The 17,638-nt window shown below is 72.1% G+C and carries 14 protein-coding genes, 1 tRNA gene and 1 other RNA gene; 9 read left to right on the forward strand and 7 right to left on the reverse strand.

Going from position 1 to position 17,638, the window contains the following annotated elements; all coding sequences use genetic code 11:
- Positions 1–765: 765 nt before the first annotated feature.
- The 6 genes from ACWCHM_RS30780 to ACWCHM_RS30805 form a co-directional block, all read right to left on the reverse strand.
- Positions 766–3,342, reverse strand: coding sequence for a hypothetical protein (locus tag ACWCHM_RS30780; protein ID WP_454220914.1), 2,577 nt, complete (start codon positions 3,340–3,342; stop codon positions 766–768).
- Positions 3,343–3,432: 90 nt separating this feature from the next.
- Positions 3,433–3,927, reverse strand: a complete 495-nt coding sequence (locus ACWCHM_RS30785; protein WP_454223227.1) for a hypothetical protein — start codon at positions 3,925–3,927, stop codon at positions 3,433–3,435.
- Positions 3,928–3,959: 32 nt separating this feature from the next.
- On the reverse strand, positions 3,960–4,574 hold the full coding sequence (locus ACWCHM_RS30790; RefSeq protein ID WP_281902186.1) for a hypothetical protein: 615 nt from the start codon (positions 4,572–4,574) through the stop codon (positions 3,960–3,962).
- Between the two features lie 141 nt (positions 4,575–4,715).
- Positions 4,716–4,922, reverse strand: a complete 207-nt coding sequence (locus tag ACWCHM_RS30795) for a helix-turn-helix transcriptional regulator (protein ID WP_088646531.1) — start codon at positions 4,920–4,922, stop codon at positions 4,716–4,718.
- A gap of 58 nt (positions 4,923–4,980) precedes the next feature.
- Positions 4,981–5,676 (reverse strand): alpha/beta hydrolase, encoded by a 696-nt coding sequence (locus tag ACWCHM_RS30800; protein WP_454220916.1) that lies wholly within the window; start codon positions 5,674–5,676, stop codon positions 4,981–4,983.
- A 179-nt stretch (positions 5,677–5,855) separates the two neighbouring features.
- A tRNA-Ser gene (locus ACWCHM_RS30805) sits at positions 5,856–5,940 on the reverse strand.
- 82 nt (positions 5,941–6,022) lie between these two features.
- Between ACWCHM_RS30805 and ffs the strand changes: the two genes are divergently transcribed.
- From ffs to recR, 4 genes are all read left to right on the forward strand, one after another.
- Positions 6,023–6,112, forward strand: an RNA gene (ffs, locus tag ACWCHM_RS30810) — signal recognition particle sRNA small type.
- 107 nt (positions 6,113–6,219) lie between these two features.
- On the forward strand, positions 6,220–9,021 hold the full coding sequence (locus ACWCHM_RS30815; RefSeq protein ID WP_454220917.1) for a DNA polymerase III subunit gamma and tau: 2,802 nt from the start codon (positions 6,220–6,222) through the stop codon (positions 9,019–9,021).
- A gap of 110 nt (positions 9,022–9,131) precedes the next feature.
- Positions 9,132–9,440 carry a YbaB/EbfC family nucleoid-associated protein gene (locus ACWCHM_RS30820; RefSeq protein ID WP_239484943.1) on the forward strand — a complete coding sequence of 103 codons (309 nt, stop codon included), beginning with the start codon at positions 9,132–9,134 and terminating at the stop codon, positions 9,438–9,440.
- 7 nt (positions 9,441–9,447) lie between these two features.
- Positions 9,448–10,041, forward strand: a complete 594-nt coding sequence (gene recR / locus ACWCHM_RS30825; RefSeq protein WP_088647762.1) for a recombination mediator RecR — start codon at positions 9,448–9,450, stop codon at positions 10,039–10,041.
- A gap of 67 nt (positions 10,042–10,108) precedes the next feature.
- Here recR and ACWCHM_RS30830 read toward each other — a convergent pair whose 3' ends face one another.
- Positions 10,109–10,693 (reverse strand): hypothetical protein, encoded by a 585-nt coding sequence (locus tag ACWCHM_RS30830; RefSeq protein ID WP_454220919.1) that lies wholly within the window; start codon positions 10,691–10,693, stop codon positions 10,109–10,111.
- Positions 10,694–11,466: 773 nt separating this feature from the next.
- Between ACWCHM_RS30830 and ACWCHM_RS30835 the strand changes: the two genes are divergently transcribed.
- The 5 genes from ACWCHM_RS30835 to ACWCHM_RS30855 all read left to right on the forward strand — a co-directional run bounded on the left by ACWCHM_RS30835 (position 11,467) and on the right by ACWCHM_RS30855 (position 17,591).
- A complete protein-coding gene (locus ACWCHM_RS30835; RefSeq protein ID WP_454220921.1) occupies positions 11,467–13,146 on the forward strand; it encodes an ABC transporter substrate-binding protein in 1,680 nt (559 codons plus the stop codon).
- Positions 13,147–13,245: 99 nt separating this feature from the next.
- Complete coding sequence (locus ACWCHM_RS30840; RefSeq protein WP_088643793.1) at positions 13,246–14,253, forward strand: ABC transporter permease; 1,008 nt, start codon at positions 13,246–13,248, stop codon at positions 14,251–14,253.
- Positions 14,250–15,326 (forward strand): ABC transporter permease, encoded by a 1,077-nt coding sequence (locus ACWCHM_RS30845; protein ID WP_454220923.1) that lies wholly within the window; start codon positions 14,250–14,252, stop codon positions 15,324–15,326. Before ACWCHM_RS30840 ends, ACWCHM_RS30845 begins: the two co-directional genes overlap by 4 nt.
- A gap of 109 nt (positions 15,327–15,435) precedes the next feature.
- Positions 15,436–16,422, forward strand: coding sequence for an ABC transporter ATP-binding protein (locus ACWCHM_RS30850; protein WP_204957384.1), 987 nt, complete (start codon positions 15,436–15,438; stop codon positions 16,420–16,422).
- A 92-nt stretch (positions 16,423–16,514) separates the two neighbouring features.
- Positions 16,515–17,591, forward strand: coding sequence for an ABC transporter ATP-binding protein (locus ACWCHM_RS30855; protein ID WP_454223228.1), 1,077 nt, complete (start codon positions 16,515–16,517; stop codon positions 17,589–17,591).
- Positions 17,592–17,638 lie beyond the last annotated feature (47 nt).

The following is a 17,638-nucleotide window of genomic DNA, read 5'->3' on the forward strand; positions in this document are numbered from 1 at the left end:
GGTGGCCTCGGTACCAACAAGCTACGGCGAGCGGGCTGGCGATGCAACGGAAGAAGGTCCGACCACAGACAGAAATCCGACACCGAAGCATCAGCGATACCGATCGGCAGCGAGAAGGCAGCGAGCGGATCGCTACCGGCAACAACAGTTCACGGAGGCAAGTACGACGGCCATGCTCGACGGCATCGGACAGCACTCGGTGACCCCCGATGATGCCGCCTACCCACGTTCGGGACGAAGAGGTCCGGGGCGTCTGGGCTGTACAGACATCCGTACAGCCAAGCTGACCGACGGTCAGCTTATGGGGCCGACGGGAGCCGACTCGACAACCAGGTCAGCGGCAGTGACCGACACCGGCCGACAGCAGGCTTGATCTTTGCAAGGCCGAGGTAGCTGAAGCGCTTGTAGTTCTCTACGGGGGGTCTTTGGTCATCGTCCCGCGCCCGTGGCGCCGGAGAGGGAAGCTGGCCGGGTGCTGCGCCCCTTGGCGTGAGGATGGTCTCATCTGTGGTCTCATTCAGTGCCATACGCGGTCGTTCATAACGGTCCGAAGGGCAGCCGAACTGCTGGTCACATGCGCTGTCGAACTGGCCCGGACGCATAGTCGCAGACCTCGAAAGCGTGTGAGGGTTTACGCCCTCCGCGGGTTCAAATCCCGCCGCCACCGCTCGTGACAGGCGAGAACGCCCGGTCGATCCGCGAGGATCGACCGGGCGTTCCGCGTTTGCCGGGCCGGCCCCTGGTCGGAGCCGGCCCGCGACCGGGTCAGGAGGTGCCGGCGTTCCGGTGGCCCAGCCGGTAGGTGGCGGTGTTGCCGTCGGCATCCAGCAGCACGGTGACCGGGCCGGGAGGCAGCGCGCAGGTGACGGTGCCCTGGACGGCACGGTCCGTCCCGCACGGCGACCGTCCCGCCCCGTCGAAGACGGTCAGCCGGGCCCGGCCGGTGCCGGCGGTGCGCGCCCAGGTGAGGGTCTGCCGGGCGGCGTGCTGGTCGGCCGGGACGGTGAAGCAGGCCGCGAGGCGGTCCGGGCCGGTGGTCACGGTGGTGTCCGTGGTGTCCCGGGGCAGCGTCGGGCAGGCCGGCGCGTCGGTCCTGGCGAAGCCCACCGTGTACGCCAGCTGCGTCACCCAGGTCTGCCCGGTGAGCAGCGCCGAGTGCGGTGCCGGGCCGTCCAGTTCGCAGCCGTGCCAGGTGTACCACCAGAGGCTGCACTCCGACTCGCCGTCCGCGTCCACGATGTCGACGTTCAACGCGGCGTCGACAGGCAGCAGCGCGGCGATCGACGCCCCGGACGGGGTGGCCAGGATCAGGCAGTTGACCTGGCCGGAGGTGTCGATCCGGCCCCGGTGCGGCGCGTCGGCCCAGCCGGCGTCGGAGACGGGTGTGCACCCGGTCGGCCGCAGCGGCAGCAGGGACACCGCGAACTCGGTGGTGCTGGTGGCGTCCACGCTGGCCAGCAGGGTGTGCCGGCCGGCGGGCAGCGGGCAGCGGACCTGGGCGCAGACCGTCCGGCCTGCGGTGTCGAGGACCCGGGCGAACGTGGTCACGTTGTCGCCGTGCAGGGCGGTCACCCGGTAGACCCCGGCGGCCGGGACGTCCAGGATCCGGCACGCGACCGGGGCCGGGGCACCGGCGGGCGCGGCGCCGTAGCTGCCGGGCCGGACCGTGGGGCAGCCCACCGGGTCGGAGATCCGCCTGATGGCCAGCGGGTACGTCTCGGGGGCGTTCCCGGTCCACTCCCGGTATGAGATCACCCGGTAGTCGCCGTCGGCCGGGAGCACGCAGCCGACCTGGTCGGAAGGTTCAGTGCAGATCCGTTCGCCACCGCTGTCCATCGTCCAGCGTGCGCCGGACACGATGACCCGTTCACCTGCCAGGCCGGTGAAGGGATGGCAGTTGGTCTGTACCCGGGCGACCTGGCTCACCTGGAGGGCCGGTTGGTCCCAGGGTGCGTAGCCGGTGTTCGGCGCGCATCCGTCGGCCCGGTCGAGCGGGTTCAGCGCCACCTCGTACCGGTGGGGCCGGTCGGCGTAGAGGGGACTACTGACCAGCAGGGTGTACCGGCCGGTGGCCGGCACGCTGCAGACCGGGATGCCCTGCCGGGCGCAGACCTGAGCACCCGTGGCATCCAGCACCTGCCAGTCGAAGCTGGTGGCGTCGAGGCTGACGGCGCGGACGAGCAGCGGCCGGGCCGCGTCGGTGCTGAAGGTGTGGCAGGTCGTCTCGCCGGCCGGGGTAACGCCGCTGTTCACGGCGCTGCCCGGGTCGCCGTACGGGGCGAGCGGCAGGCTCTGGCAGCCCGCCGGGTCGGACAGTCGCCGCGCCTTGACCAGGTGGGTGCCCTCCTTGCCGTACTGTTCCCAGCTCAGCAGCCGGTAGGGGCCCGGCCGTTCGAGCCAGCAGTCACCGCCGCCGTAGCTCAACTCGCAGAGCGTTCGGAACTGCCCGTCGAGGATCAGCCCACGGATGTCGCGTGGACCGCCCGGGTCGACGAACCGCAGCAGCGCGCCGCGCGGCTGGTCGAACAGGTGGCACCGGGCCGCCGCCCCGGCCGGCAGTGTCACCGTGCTCCCCGGTGACCCGAAGTCGAACAGATCCGCCGGCAACTGCCCGCAGCTCGACGGGGTGTGCGTCGACTCGGCCGCGATCGTGTAGTTCCCCCGCCCGGTCGAGTACGGCAACCGCAGGGTGATCCGGTAGGTCCCGGCGGCACCGACCCGACAGCGGTTCGCGTCCACGCCGAGCCGGCACAACTCGCGACCTGCGGCATCGGCGACCCGGCCGCCGACGGAGTCCGGCCCGGAGCCCCGCCCGAGCTGGATCAGCAGCAGGTCGTCGGCGGCGGTGGTGGTGACGGTCCAGACGTCCTGCGCCTGGTCGACGATCGCGGTGCAGGTGAAGACCCTGCCGAGGGCCAGAACGCCGCCGCAGCGGGAGCGGGGTGGCTTGGGCTGCCGGACGATGGTGGTGGACCGGGTACGTGGCTGTCCGGTGCTCAGCCCGGCGGCCTGCGTACCGGGGGCCGGGGTCGTCGCCAGTTGTGGTGCGGTCCGCTCGGCTGCGGGAACCGGCACGTCCCGGTCCGGTGTGTTCCGGCCGGATCCGGTGGCCGGCGTCTTCCGGGCGGTGGCGGCCGGCGACCCCGGGTCCGATGTGGCGGGTGCCGGCGGGTGGGTCGCCGCGCTGTCTGACGTACCGACCGCCGCAGCCGGGGTCGGTGCCCCGTCACCTGCGGCGATCGGGCCGACGGCCAGGGCCGGGACGAGCAGGGCAGCCAGCGCGAGGCGTGGCAGTGACTTCCCGGCCCGGATCACCGGGCGGGACAGGACGGTACGTGACATCGATCCCCCGTGTGCTGCCGACGCCGACCGCGTGGCCAGGAGATGTTCTCATCGGGGCCGGTCGCGGACAATCCACGTCGCGGTTGCAGTTCAGCAGGGGCTGTGACCCTCGTCGAAGAGGCGGCGGGCCCAGTCGGCGTACCCGGCGATGATCTCCCGGACGGCCGTGCCGTCGTGCAGGAAGAGGTAGCCCCGGTCGCCGTCGCGGGCCAGCAGCCCGTCGAACCGGTAGGTCCGTGGTGGCGCGTGCAGCCGGACGGATGACGGGTAGCGGCTCAGCACCTCGGCGACGGGGGTGCCGACCGTGATCCCCTCCGGGGTGCTCATCGGGTCGTCGAGCCAGAGCAGCACCAGCCGGCCGTCGACGAAGATCGGGCTGGCCGTGCCGTGCCCGGCCAGCGTCATGCCGCAGGCGTCGGCGTCGGCGCGCAGCACCCCGCGTCGGGCCAGCTCGGTCTCGCTGGCACCGAACTCGGCCCCGGCGAGGCCGTGCAGTCCGACCACCTGGCTGGCCCCGATCGGCCGCGCCGGGACCTCGGGCCCCGACGGATGGGTGCCGCTGCCCGACGCCGAGGCAGCCACCAGTAACGCCGCAAGAACGGCAAATTGTCGCAATTTCATGGAATCCCCCAGTCCCCAACGGGACCGGGGCGTTCAGGTTGCTGGTCAGCCGGGAATTGCTGCTCTTCCCATTCCTCGGCCAGCTCGTCCCAGTAGTCGGCAGTCAGCCCGCGCCGGCCGTGTGCCAGCCAGCCGGCGGTGTGCCGTTCCAGGTGCAGGCCCAGCTCGGCGAACGGGTCCAGCCACCGGCCGGGCTCCACGCCGAGCCGGGCCAGTGCCGCGTTGATCGGCCACTCCCCGCGCGGCAGCGTGAAGGCCGAGTCGAAGCGGGGGCCCCAGCTCAACCGGCCGCCTAACCACACCGCCGACGCCTGGTGGCCGAGCCCGCCGGCGAACTCCGCCTCCAGGTACGCCACCGGCCCCCGCCGCGACCAGCGGTCCAGCAGCCCACCCAGCGCCGGCGAGATCACCAGCTCGAACGGCTGCTCGGGGGTCGGTTCCTCGGGGTGGTAGTCCGGCAGCGCGCCGGTCAGCTCCTCGACCAACTGCGGCGTCACCGGCAGCAGCGCGAAATCCTGTCGCAGCGCCGCCAGCACCGCGTGATCCAGGTCGGCGGTCTGCTCCCGCAGCAGCTCGACGTCCGCGACGACCGCGCTGAGCTCGTAACTCATCCGATCCCCCCGCCATCCACACCCTGTGGATAGCACATGTGTACGACGGGTTCAGGGCCGCCGCGAGTGCCCGCACCGTACCGGGGTTCGCGGTGGGAGGCATGCCGGTGTTGCTGCCGCCCGGCCCGACGGGCCGGGCGGCTACTCGTCGTCTTCCGCAGGTGGGCGGGGCGGGCGGTGGTGGCGTGCCCACTCGTCCACCTCGTCCGCGTCCCAGACCGTGGTGCCGATCAGACGGGCGAGTGGTTCGGGGAAGCCGGGTCGGCGGGTGATCTGTAGGACCCGTTGCCGCGACACGTTGAACAGGGCAGCCAGTTCGCCCGGTCCATACAAGCGCGGTCGCTTCACCGTTCGACCGTAAGGGACACGCACCGCTCAGCCCCTCTGGCGTCCCGCACATATGTTCTCAGTCGTGTTCGGCGGCGATCTCCCGCAGCAGCCCGGCGAGCAGCTCCGGGTGGGAGAGCATCGGATGGTGCCCGGTGGCCAGCTCCACCGTCCGCCCCGCCCGTGCCGCCTGGGCGCGCTGCACCTCCGGCGGGGTGGCACGGTCCCCGGCACAGATCACCCCCGTCGATGGGGTCGACCGCCAGCCGGCGTACCGGGCCGGGGTGGTGAGCACGGCGGCGTCCTGCCGGACCAGCCGGGCCAGCGCACCCTCCACCGCCGCCGGGTCACAGTCGTGCATGAACAGCGGCGGAACCAGCTCGGGCCGGGCTGCGAACGTGCCGTCGGGGAAGAACTCCAGGTGGGGCGCGGGTCCGGCGGGCCCGAGATCGGCCAGGGACTCACCTACGTCGGGCAGGAACGAGCTGACGTAGACGAGATGCCGGACGTCCCCGGCGTCGGCCGCCGCACTGGCGACCATCCCGCCGTAGGAATGGGCGACGAGGATCGTCGGCCCGCCGTCGCGCAGGACCCGACGGGTCTCCTCCACGTCGTCGTCCAGCCCTGCCGGCCGACGGGCGTCCGGCAGCTCACCGCAGCTCGGTAGCCGTACCGCGACGCTCGCCGTCCCGCCGGCCGCGAGCAGCGCGTCGACCCGGGACCACCACCACGCCCCGTCGCGTACGCACGCCCCGTGCACGAAGACGATCCGCATCGCTGCCTCCCTCGGCCGGGCCGCTGTTGCGGAAGACCCTAGGAGTCGGCGCGGGTGCCTGAGTGCCCGTTCTGCCGTGGGCATAGCGCGTGGACGATCTCGGCCGGGCGGCGCGGGAAACGACGAAGGGTCGGCTCCCGAACGGGGCCGACCCTCGACGTTGGTGCTGCTCAGGCGAGCGGAGGATACGAGATTCGAACTCGTGAGGGTTTTATCCCAACACGCTTTCCAAGCGTGCGCCCTAGGCCTCTAGGCGAATCCTCCGCGAGCCAGGATACAGGTCCCCGGCGGCCCGGCCACCCCACCACCCCCCGAAGATCCACCGGCTGTCGGGTAGGGTGGGGCCTACCTCCCGTGCGGCGGTATCTCGTGAACCTCCCCAGGGCCGGAAGGCAGCAAGGATAAGCGAGCTCTGCCGGGTGCACGGGAGGCCTTTTTGTCTCCGGCCACCGGTACCGTACCTGCGGGCCGGGTCCCGGGGTGGTGGGTGGTCACCCGCGCCCGACCGGCGCAGAATGGCTCGGTCGAGAGGAGGCGGGGCGAGTGACGCTGGCGCTCTACCGCAAGTACCGGCCGCGCACCTTCGCCGAGGTCATCGGCCAGGAGCACGTCACCGAGCCGTTGTCGCAGGCGCTGCGCAGCGGGCGGCTCAACCACGCCTACCTGTTCTCCGGCCCCCGGGGCTGCGGCAAGACCTCCAGCGCCCGGATCCTGGCCCGTTCGCTCAACTGTGAGCAGGGCCCCACCCCGGAGCCGTGCGGGCAGTGCGACTCCTGCCGGTCGCTGGCCGTCGACGGCTCCGGCTCGATCGACGTCATCGAGATCGACGCGGCCAGCCACGGTGGCGTCGACGATGCCCGTGAGCTGCGCGAGAAGGCGTTCTTCGCGCCGGCCCAGAGCCGCTTCAAGATCTATGTCATCGACGAGGCGCACATGGTCTCGTCGGCCGGCTTCAACGCGCTGCTCAAGCTGGTCGAGGAGCCTCCGGAGTACGTCAAGTTCATCTTCGCCACGACCGAGCCGGAGAAGGTCCTCGGCACGATCAGGTCACGGACGCACCACTACCCGTTCCGGCTGATCCCGCCGAAGGTGCTCCGGCCGTACCTGGAGCAGCTCACCCAGGCCGAGGGGGTGACCGTCGACCCGGCGGTCTTCCCGCTGGTGGTGCGCGCCGGTGGCGGCAGCGCCCGGGACAGCCTCTCCGTGCTCGACCAGCTCATCGCGGGTGCCGGCCCGGAGGGGGTCAGCTATCCCCGGGCCGCCGCGCTGCTCGGCGTCACCGATGCCGCGTTGATCGACGAGATGTGCGACGCGCTGGCCGCCGGGGACGGCGCGGCGGCGTACGCGACCGTCGACCGGGTGGCCGAGGCCGGGCACGACCCGCGCCGGTTCGCCTCCGACCTGCTGGAACGGCTGCGCGACCTGATCGTGCTCCAGCAGGTGCCGGACGCCGCCGACAAGGGCCTGATCGACGGCCCGGCCGACCAGATCGAGCGGATGGCCGCACAGGCCCAGCGGCTCGGCCCGGCGACGCTGTCCCGCTGCGCCGACATCGTGCACAACGGTCTGGTCGACATGCGCGGCACCACCGCTCCCCGGCTGCTGCTGGAGCTGATCTGCGCCCGGATGCTGCTGCCCGGCGTCGACGACTCCTCAGGTGGCCTGCTGCAACGCCTGGAACGGATGGAGCGCCGGCTCACCCTGGGTGCCGTCGACCTGCCGCCGGCCGCCGCCGGCTCCGCGCCTGCCCCCAACCCGACCGAGGTACGCCCCCAGCCCGCCCCGGCCGTCGCCGACACCCCGGCGGAGCCCGCAGGCCCCACCGGGGCGGCTGCCGCGCGGGCCGCCGTGGCCGGAGCCCGATCCGCACCATCCTCGGCGGCACCCGCCGCGCCGCCGTCGGGTGGCCCACCGGTCGCCGACGCCGCTCCCGTACGCCGTCCGGTGCCGCCGTCGGCGGTGCTGCCCGATCCGGCGACGCCCGAGCCGTCCCGTCCGGGCGGCGACCCGGTGGGCGCGCTCGACGCGGTGGCCGTCCGGCGGGCGTGGCCGGAGGTGGTCGGCAAGGTCAACCGGACGAACAAGCGGATCGCCGCCCTGATGCGGGACGCCGTGGTCCGGGACCTCGACGGGGACACGCTGGTCGTGACCGTGAAGTCGGTGGTGCTGGCCAAGATGATGGCCGACCACGCCCGGGTGCTCACCGACGCGCTCTACGAGGAGCTGGGCGGTCGCTGGCAGATCCGCTGCGAGGTGGCCGGCGAGCGGGGTGGGGCGACCCTGGGCGGTCCGTCCCGTCCGGCCCGCCCGTCCGCGCCTGTCGCCGACTCCCCGCCCGGCCCGCCCGATGGTGCTGCCACCCCCCACCCGTCCCGCCCGTCAGCCAGCCCGGATGCCGGTCCCGGCCCGTCCAGCGTGGCCCGTCCGGCCGGCGGGCCGGCGGCCCGGTCCGATGCTGCCCCGACCGGCGCGCACCCCGGGATCGGCGCGAACGGCGCGGCGGGCGGGGCCGGCCCCGGTGGCCCGCACGGGGTGCCGGGTGTTGCCGGTGCCGGTCGCGTGAACGGCGCCGGTGCGGTGGGCGGTTCCGGCGCGGGCGGGGCGACCGCCGTCGCGGTGCGAGGCGACGACCCGCAGGCGCAGGGCGGCGGGACCAACGCGGCCGACGACGACTGGCCCGAGCCGGCCCGTCCCGGTGGCGAGGACGGATGGCCGGAGGCTGCCCGCCCCGGCGGGGTCGGCGGCGCGGGCGACGCCGGCGACTGGCCCGAGGCGGCCCGTCCGGGCGGCGCGGTGGCCACGGCGACGACGCCCGACGGTACGGCGGGCCGATCTACGGGCGCGCCGGCCGGACCGGGCACGGCCGGGGGGTCGGGAGCACGGCCGGTGGCACCGGCGGCCGGGGCGGCGACCGCGCGTGCCGGCGGGGCGGCGACTGCCGTACCCAGGCCGGCGGGACCGGCGACGGCCCCGGCGCAGACCGGTGCGACCGCCCCCGGTGCAGCCCCGGTGAGCAGCGCGATCGCGGCGGCGCGGGCGGCAGCGGCGGCGGCAGCGGCCGGCACCGCCAAGGTGCCCCGGACCGCCCAGCCGGCACGCCGGACGGCGGACGCCGACTGGGCCGGTGAGCCACCGTACGACCCGGACTACGACGGGCCGGGGCGTGCCGGTGGACGTTCGCAGCCGACGACCGCCCCGGCCTACGAGGGCTTCGATCCGGGTGACGAACCGCTGGACGAGGTGATCGACGAGCGGACCGCCCGGCAGTCGAGCGAGGAGCAGGCGGTGCAGTTGCTCCGGGAGGCGTTCGGGGCCGAGAAGATCGACGAGGTGGACGCGCGCTGACCCGCCGTCGCCCGGACCGGAGACCACCGGTCGTGCCCGACTAGGCTGGGCGCGGCCGAGCAGACGAGTGCGAGAAGGAGCCATCCGTGCGCCCAGGTGGACAGCCGAACATGCAGCAGATGCTGAAGCAGGCGCAGAAGATGCAGCAGCAGATCGCCAAGGCGCAGGCCGAACTGGCCGAGGCCGAGCTGACCGGCACCGCCGGCGGCGGCCTGGTCACCGCGACCGTGTCCGGCTCCGGCGAGGTCAAGAGCATCAGGATCGACCCGAAGGCGGTCGACCCGGAGGACGTCGAGACCCTGGAGGACCTGGTCGTCGCGGCCCTGCACAACGCCGCCGAGGCGGCCAAGGAGCTGACCGACCGGAAGATGGGCCCGGTGGCCGGCGGCATGGGCGGCCTCGGCCTGCCCGGATTCTGACCCGCAGATGTACGAGGGTGCCATCCAGGACCTGATCGACGAGTTGGGGCGGCTGCCGGGCGTCGGCCCGAAGAGCGCCCAACGGATCGCCTTCCACGTCCTGTCGGCGGACCCGGCCGACGTCACCCGGCTCGCCGGTGCGCTGCGCAAGGTCAAGGACCTGGTCCGGTTCTGCACCACCTGCTTCAACGTCGCCGAGTCGGAGCAGTGCCGGATCTGCCGCGACCCGCGCCGCACCGACGAGGTGATCTGCGTGGTCGAGGAACCGAAGGACGTGGTGGCGATCGAGCGGACCGGTGAGTTCCGGGGCCGCTACCACGTGCTCGGCGGGGCGATCAATCCGTTGGAGGGGATCGGCCCGGACAACCTGCGCATCCGCGAGCTGATGAGCCGGCTCAGCGCGGGGACGATCCGCGAGTTGATCCTGGCCACCGACCCGAACACCGAGGGTGAGGCGACCGCGACGTACCTGGCGTTGATGGTCAAGCCGATGGGCATCGCGGTCACCCGCCTGGCCAGCGGCCTGCCGGTCGGCGGCGACCTGGAGTACGCCGACGAGATCACCCTGGGTCGGGCCTTCGAGGGCCGCCGCGCGGTCTGACCCCCCGCCACGTACGCCGATGGCCGGCACCCCGTGCGGGGTGCCGGCCATCGTGTCGTACGCAGGGTCAGCTGTTCCAGTGCTGGGCGACGAGGTCGGCGGCCTGCTGTTCCCACTGGGCGTAGTGGTCCGGGTACGCCGACACCTGGACGGTCTGGGCGGCCTTGGTCAGGGGCATGTCCTGCCAGCCGTCGACCTGCTTGAGGCCCTTGAGGAAGGCCAGGGTGGCGTATTCGGGGTCGGTGATCTGCTCCACGGTGCCCCAACCACTCGACGGGCGCTGCTGGAACAGGCCCTGCGAGTCGTGGTCGTTGCGGTCGCCGAGGTGGCCGAGGTTCTCCAGCTTCGACTCCTGCAGGGCGGTGGCGATGGAGACGACCGCGGCGCGTTCGTTCATGCCGGCCTTCTTGGTGGCGGCGATGATCGCCTTGACGTTGCCGGTCTGTTCGTCGTTGAGGTCGATGTGGGACTGGTCGCCCTGCACACCGTGCGGGATCAGCGTGTCGGCGGCCGGCTTGTCGGCCTGGACGGCGGCGACGGGGCGGGTGTCGATGGTGGGGGTGTGGTGGTTGAGCGGGCCGGCGGCCAGGCCACCGGCGACGGCGAGACCGGCGATACCGAGAACACTCTTACGCAGGATGGTGGTGTTCATGGGGGAAGCTCCTTCGGGGGTAGACGCCCCGCCCGGCCGGTGGAGGGCCGGGTGTGCCCGTGGGGGACGGGCGGTGTTGGGGCGTGGGCACCACGTCGGGGGCCGCTCGTGCGGGGGAAGGGAGGTTCAGGGGTTCCCGGCCGGGGTGGTTGCCGCTCGTGCCGGGGTCAGTGGTAACGACCGGGGTTCCGGGGTCATTCCCGCAGCTGGTGCGGGGTGGGCCGGGGTGCTGCTGCGGTCGTACCGAGGTGTAACGACCGTCGGTGCCGGGTCATTCCGCCGGCGGCCGGGGCGTCGGGCGGCCCGGGGGGTGCTGCTGCGGTCGTACGGGTGGTGTAACGCCGGGGGCCGGGGCGGGATTCCGGCCGGCGGGTGCCGCCGGTCACCGGACGTCGACCCCACCCGGCGCATACGACCCGGGCCCGGACGCGGGTCGTGCCCAGGACCGGACACCGGTGCCGGCGGCGGCCCGGCACCCCGCCCGGACGGCGTCCGCCGACCCGGTCGGCGCGGGGCGGCGGGCTGGATCGTGACGGCGGGTGACGACGGCGGTTCCTGGCCCGGACAATCGGGTGATTTCCTGACATAACTCCGAGGTTCCGCTGTGACAGTCCCGTTTGTCGGGAGATCCGGCGGTGTCAGACGGAGTGCTTGGTGTCGGCTTGGTAGCGATTGCCTAACGGCCGTTCCGCTTCGGTGTGTCGTGTCATAGCCTCCCGCTCACGGACCGAGCCATGGACCGGCGTTGTTCAGGCGGATGACAGAGGTGAGAGATGCAGGCGAGAAGGCTAAGGACGGCCGTGAGCCTCGTGGCCGTTGCAGCCCTGGCGGTCGGCGCGGCCGGCTGTGCGGAGAGTGACCGCGGCGATGACAACAGTGGCGAGGCCAAGACGGGCGGCACCTTCATCTTCGCCGGTGCCGGTGACCCGAAGAACTTCGACCCGATCTTCAACGACGACGGTGAGTCGTTCCGGCCGGTCCGGCAGATGTACGACACGCTGGTCCAGCACAAGCCGGGCACGGCCGACCTGGTGGGTGGCCTCGCCGAGAGCTGGGAGCACGACCCCGAGGGCAAGGTCTGGACCTTCAAGCTGCGCCAGGGCGTGAAGTTCCACGACGGCACCCCCTTCAACGCCGCCGCGGTCTGCTTCAACTTCGACCGCTGGTACAACATGAAGGGCGCCGCCGCCCAGTCGCAGATGATCTACTACCAGGACGTCTTCGGCGGGTTCGCCAAGAACGAGGCCGAGGGTGCCGGCGAGGCGCTGTACAACAAGTGTGAGGCCAAGGACGACGGCACCGCCGTGGTCACCCTCAACAAGTACAAGGGTGCGTTCCCCGGCGCGTTCGCGCTGACCGCGCTCTCGATCGCCAGCCCGGAGGCCCTCAAGAAGGGTGACGCCGACACGGTCAAGCAGAACGGCGACTCCTTCGAGTACAGCTCGTTCGCGACCACCACCCCGGTCGGCACCGGCCCGTTCACCTTCGGCGGCTGGGACAAGGCCAAGAACGAGATCACCCTGAACCGCAACCCCGACTACTGGGGCGAGAAGGCCAAGGTCGACAAGGTCATCATCAAGGTGATCAAGGACGAGAACACCCGTAAGCAGGAGCTGCGCGCGGGCACCGTCCAGGGCATCGACTTCCCGGCGCCGGCCGACCGCAAGGCGCTGGCCGGTGAGGGCTTCCAGGTCCTCGACCGCCCGGCGTTCAACATCCTCTACCTGGGCATCAACCAGAAGAACCCGAAGCTGAAGGACCTGCGGGTGCGCCAGGCGATCGCCTACGCCCTCAACCGTCAGCAGCTTGTGCAGACCAAGGGCCCGGGTGGCACCAAGGTCGCCGACGAGTTCATGCCGGACACCGTGCTCGGCTACGCCCCGGACGTGCAGAAGTACGAGTACAACCCGGACAAGGCCAAGCAGCTGCTCAAGGAGGCCGGTGCCGAGGGGCTGACCCTCAACTTCTACTACCCGCCGGACGTCTCCCGGCCGTACATGCCGAACCCGCAGGAGATCTTCACCGTCCTGGCCAACGACCTGCAGGCCGTCGGCATCAAGGTCAACGGCACGCCGCGTCCGTGGAACGGTGGCTTCAAGGACGACGTGCAGCAGTTCGGCAAGCAGGACCTGCACATCCTCGGCTGGACCGGTGACTACAACGACCCGGGCAACTTCGTCGGCACCTTCTTCGGCCGGGGCAAGGTCGAGTTCGGCGACCAGGCCATGACCGAGATGTTCGACGCGATCGCCAAGGCCGACGGCACCGTCGACGAGGCGGGCAAGAAGGCGGCCTGGGAGCAGGTCAACCGCGACATCGCCGCCAAGTGGCTGCCGGCCGTGCCGGTCTGGCACGCCCCGCCGGCCATCGTCGTCACCAAGGACGTGCAGGGGATGGTCGCCAGCCCGTTGACCGACGAGCGGTTCAACACGGTCAGCGTCAGCAGCAAGTGACGTCCGTCGGCTGACGCCGTAGGCGTGCATCGGCCCGGGTCGGGAGCAAGTGCCGGCCCGGGCCGATGCCGCGAACATCGAGAGTCTGGTGTGTGAGAGATGTTGCGAGTCATAGTCCGCCGCCTGCTCCAACTGGTGGTGACGCTGATAGCGCTGTCCGCGCTGATCTTCGTCTGGTTGCGGAACCTGCCCGGCGGGCCGGTCGAGGCGCTGCTCGGCGAGCGGGCCACCCCGGAACGACGGGCGCTGCTGATCAAGGCGCTCGGTTACGACCAGCCGATCCTCGTGCAGTACGGCAAGTTCATGCAGCGGGTCCTCACCGGGGACCTGGGCAACTCGATCCGGACCGGTGACCCCGTCACCGACGTCATCGCCCGCGCCTTCCCGGCCACCATCGAACTGGCCATCGCCGCCATGATCATCGCGGTGGGGCTGGGGGTGCCGCTGGGCTATCTCGCCGCCCGCTACCGGGGCCGACTCCTCGACAACCTGACCATCGCCGGCACCCTGCTCGGCATCTCGATCCCCATCTTCTTCCTGGGCTACCTGCTCAAGGACGTGCTCACCCAGGACATCCACTGGTTCCCGCCGTCCGGGCGGATCAGCACCGGGATGGACAACACCTCGGTGACCGGGTTCTACGTCCTGGACGGCCTGCTCACCCGGGAGTTCGACGCCAGCGCCGACGCGCTCTGGCACCTGATCCTGCCGGCGGTCACGCTGGCCACGATCCCGCTGGCGGTGATCGTGCGGATCACCCGGGCCAGCGTGCTCGACGTGCTCAACGAGGACTACGTGCGGACCGCCGAGGCGAAGGGCCTGCGGCACCGCACCATCCGGGGCCGGCACATCCTGCGTAACGCCCTGCTGCCGGTGGTCACCACCATCGGCCTGCAGACGGGTGCGCTGCTCTCCGGCGCGGTGCTCACCGAGAAGGTCTACAACTGGGGCGGGCTCGGCACCCTGATCACCGACTCGATCAGCGGCGGCCGGGACTACCCGGTGCTCCAGGCGATCATCCTGCTCGCCGCGCTGGTCTTCGTGCTGGTCAATCTGCTGGTCGACCTCTCCTACGCCTTCATCGACCCGAGGGTGCGTGTGCGATGACCGACCCGACCACCCGCCCCGGCGTGGGTAAGCCCCGCACCGGCGACACCCCCACCGACCAGCCCACCGAGCCCGCCGACGAGCAGCCCGGCCAGTCCGGCGAGACCCCGGAGCAGCGGCGGGAGCGCAGCATCGGTCGGCTCGGCGACCGCAAGCGGGCCCGGCTCGACGAGTTGGCGCGGGCCACCGCCGACCCGGGCGGGGTCAGCCTCTACCGGGACGCGCTGCGCCGGCTGCGCCGCAACCCGGTGGCCATCGTCGGGGCCGTCATCGTCGGGTTGTTCGTGCTGGTGGCGCTCTTCGCCCCGCTGATCGCCCCGCACGACCCGGTGCAGCGCTTCGACGAGCTGACCCGGGACCTGACCGTGGACAGCATCCCCGGGGCCACCGCCGGGCACCCGTTCGGCTCGGACCCGCTCGGCCGGGACTTCCTCTCCCGGATGATCCACGGCAGTCGGCAGACCCTCTTCGTGGGCGTGCTGGCCACCCTGATCGGCCTCACCCTGGGCGTGCTGCTCGGCGCGATCGCCGGTGCCTTCGGCGGTTGGGTCGACGTGGTGCTGATGCGCCTCACCGACGTGATGCTGGCGCTGCCCAGCCTGCTGCTGGCGATCACCCTGGTCGCGATGGCCAGCCGGTCGAGCCAGTGGACGGTGATCTTCGCGGTGGCGATCGTCAGCGTGCCGATCTTCGCCCGGCTGCTGCGCGGCTCGATGCTGGCCCAGCGGGAGAGCGACCACGTCCTCGCCGCGCGGGCGCTGGGCGTCAAGGAACGCAACATCGTCCTGCGGCACATGCTGCCCAACTCGCTGACCGCCGTGATCGTGCAGGCCACGCTGACCTTCGCGGTGTCGATCCTGGATGCGGCGGCGCTGTCCTTCCTCGGCCTCGGCGACCCGGACATCAATCGGGCGGAGTGGGGGCTGATGCTCGGCGTCGACGGCCAGCGCTACTTCGAGGTCCGCCCCGAGCTGGCCTACTATCCGGCGCTCGCGATCATCGTGGTCGCGCTCGGCTTCACCCTGCTCGGTGAGGCGATGCGCGAGGCGATCGACCCGAAGAACCGGCGGTGACGGCGGTGCGGCGGTGCGGTGTGGCAGGCGGCCCCGGGCCGGACGGGAGCCGGGTGGACCGGCGACCGCAGCCGGGAGCGAACGACCAGCACAGTGAGGATGTGACCCGATGAGCCTGCTCGACGTACGCGATCTGAGCGTGGTGTTCCAACGCCGGGGCGAGCGGCCGTTCACGGCGGTCGACCAGGTCAGCTTCACGGTGGAGCCGGGGCAGACGGTCGGCCTGGTCGGCGAGTCCGGCTGCGGCAAGAGCGTGACCAGCCTGGCGGTCATGGGGCTGCTGCCGAAGCGCGGCAACCGGGTCACCGGTGAGGTGCTGTTCGAGGGCACCGACCTGCTCAAGCTCCGCCCGGACGACCTGCGGGACCGCCGCGGCCGGGACATCGGCATGATCTTCCAGGACCCGCTGTCCTCGCTGAACCCGGTCGTCCCGATCGGGGTGCAGGTCGCCGAGGTGCTGGAGCGGCACCGGGGGATGGACCGCCGCAAGGCGCTGCGGGAGGCCCGGGAACTGCTCGACGCGGTGGGCATCCCCGACCCGGACCGTCGGCTGACGGAGTTCCCGCACCAGATCTCCGGCGGTATGCGCCAGCGTGCCCTGATCGCCATCGCGCTGGCCTGCAAGCCCCGGCTGCTCATCGCCGACGAGCCGACCACCGCGCTGGACGTCACCATCCAGGCGCAGATCCTCACCCTGCTCAAGCAGCTGGTCGACGAGACCGGCACCGCGCTCATCATGATCACTCACGATCTCGGGGTGGTGGCCGGCCTCTGCGACACGGTCAACGTGCTCTACGGCGGCAAGGTGGTGGAGCGGGCCGCCCGGCACGAGCTGTTCGCCAGGCCCCGGCACCCGTACACGCACGGGTTGCTCAACTCGGTGCCCCGGCTCGACTCGGTGCGGGGCGAACGGCTGCACGCGATCCGTGGCTCGGTGGCCGACAACATCCCGTGGGTCGAGGGCTGCGCCTTCGCGCCCCGCTGCGACAACGTGGTGGACGCCTGCCTGGACGGCCCGCCACCGTTGGAGCCCACCGCCACCGGCGGCGACCTGCGGTGCAACAACCCCGTTTCGGAGGAGGTGGCGGTGCCGTGACCGAACGGACCGGAAACACGGATGGTGCCGCGACGGACGATGCCGCGACCGGGCAGGCCGGGGCGGGGGGTGCGGCGGAACAGGGGCGGCCGCTGATCGAGCTGCGCGACGTCAAGGTGCACTTCCCGATCAAGAGCGGGCTGCTCTTCGACCGTACCGTCGGCTACGTCTACGCGGTCGACGGTGTCTCCCTGTCGATCAACGCGGGTGAGACGTACGGGCTGGTGGGCGAGTCGGGGTGTGGCAAGTCGACGCTCGGCCGGGGCCTGCTGCGGCTGGTCGAACCGACCGACGGCGAGATCGTCTTCGACGGCACCGACGTACGCGCGCTCAAGGGCGAGTCGATGCGCAGGGCCCGCCGCCGGATGCAGATGATCTTCCAGGACCCGCTCTCCAGCCTGGACCCCCGGCAGTCGGTGGAGTCGCTGCTGGTGGAGGGGCTCAAGGCGCACGGCCTCGCCGACGACAAGGAGGCGACGAACCGGCGGCTGCGGGACACCCTGCAGGCGGTCGGCCTGCCCGCCTCGGCGTTGAGCAGGTACCCGCACGAGTTCTCCGGCGGGCAGCGGCAGCGCATCGGCATCGCCCGCGCGCTGGTGCTCGACCCGGACCTGATCGTCGCCGACGAGCCGGTCTCCGCCCTGGACGTGTCGATCCAGGCCCAGGTGCTCAACCTGCTGGAGGACCTCCAGAACGAGCGCGGGCTGACGTACCTGATCATCGCGCACGACCTGGCGGTGGTCCGGCACATCGCCGACACGGTCGGGGTGATGTACCTGGGCGGGCTGGTGGAGGAGGCGTCCAGCGACGACCTCTACCGGGAGCCGATGCACCCGTACACGAAGGCGTTGATGTCGGCGGTGCCGGTGCCGGACCCGCTGGTCGAGGACCGGCGGGAGCGGATCCTGCTCGCCGGTGACCTGCCGTCGCCCACCAACCCGCCGGCCGGCTGCCGGTTCCACACCCGGTGTCCGTGGGCGCAGCCGACCCGCTGCGCCGACGAGCGGCCGGCGCTGCGCGAGGTCGTCGGCGGCCACCGGGTCGCCTGCCACTTCGCCGAGGACATCGCCGCCGGGCGGCTGCGCCCGCACGAGGTGGAACCCGAACTGGTCCGACCGGACGAGGGCGGGACGCCGGGCGACCCCGGTGAGCTGATCCCCACCCCGTGAGCAGGTGACAGGGCCCCCTTTCCGGCGTCGGGAAGGGGGCCCTGTCG

Source organism: Micromonospora sp. SCSIO 07396 (assembly GCF_053667945.1).

Bases quoted from the DNA above. Each gene is read 5' to 3' on its own strand.
- ACWCHM_RS30780 (WP_454220914.1), bottom strand. From the start codon at position 3,342: ATGTCACGTACCGTCCTGTCCCGCCCGGTGATCCGGGCCGGGAAGTCA.
- ACWCHM_RS30790 (WP_281902186.1), bottom strand. From the start codon at position 4,574: ATGAGTTACGAGCTCAGCGCGGTCGTCGCGGACGTCGAGCTGCTGCGG.
- ACWCHM_RS30800 (WP_454220916.1), bottom strand. From the start codon at position 5,676: ATGCGGATCGTCTTCGTGCACGGGGCGTGCGTACGCGACGGGGCGTGG.
- ACWCHM_RS30820 (WP_239484943.1), top strand. From the start codon at position 9,132: ATGCAGCAGATGCTGAAGCAGGCGCAGAAGATGCAGCAGCAGATCGCC.
- recR (WP_088647762.1), top strand. From the start codon at position 9,448: ATGTACGAGGGTGCCATCCAGGACCTGATCGACGAGTTGGGGCGGCTG.
- ACWCHM_RS30830 (WP_454220919.1), bottom strand. From the start codon at position 10,693: ATGAACACCACCATCCTGCGTAAGAGTGTTCTCGGTATCGCCGGTCTC.
- ACWCHM_RS30835 (WP_454220921.1), top strand. From the start codon at position 11,467: ATGCAGGCGAGAAGGCTAAGGACGGCCGTGAGCCTCGTGGCCGTTGCA.
- ACWCHM_RS30840 (WP_088643793.1), top strand. From the start codon at position 13,246: ATGTTGCGAGTCATAGTCCGCCGCCTGCTCCAACTGGTGGTGACGCTG.
- ACWCHM_RS30845 (WP_454220923.1), top strand. From the start codon at position 14,250: ATGACCGACCCGACCACCCGCCCCGGCGTGGGTAAGCCCCGCACCGGC.
- ACWCHM_RS30850 (WP_204957384.1), top strand. From the start codon at position 15,436: ATGAGCCTGCTCGACGTACGCGATCTGAGCGTGGTGTTCCAACGCCGG.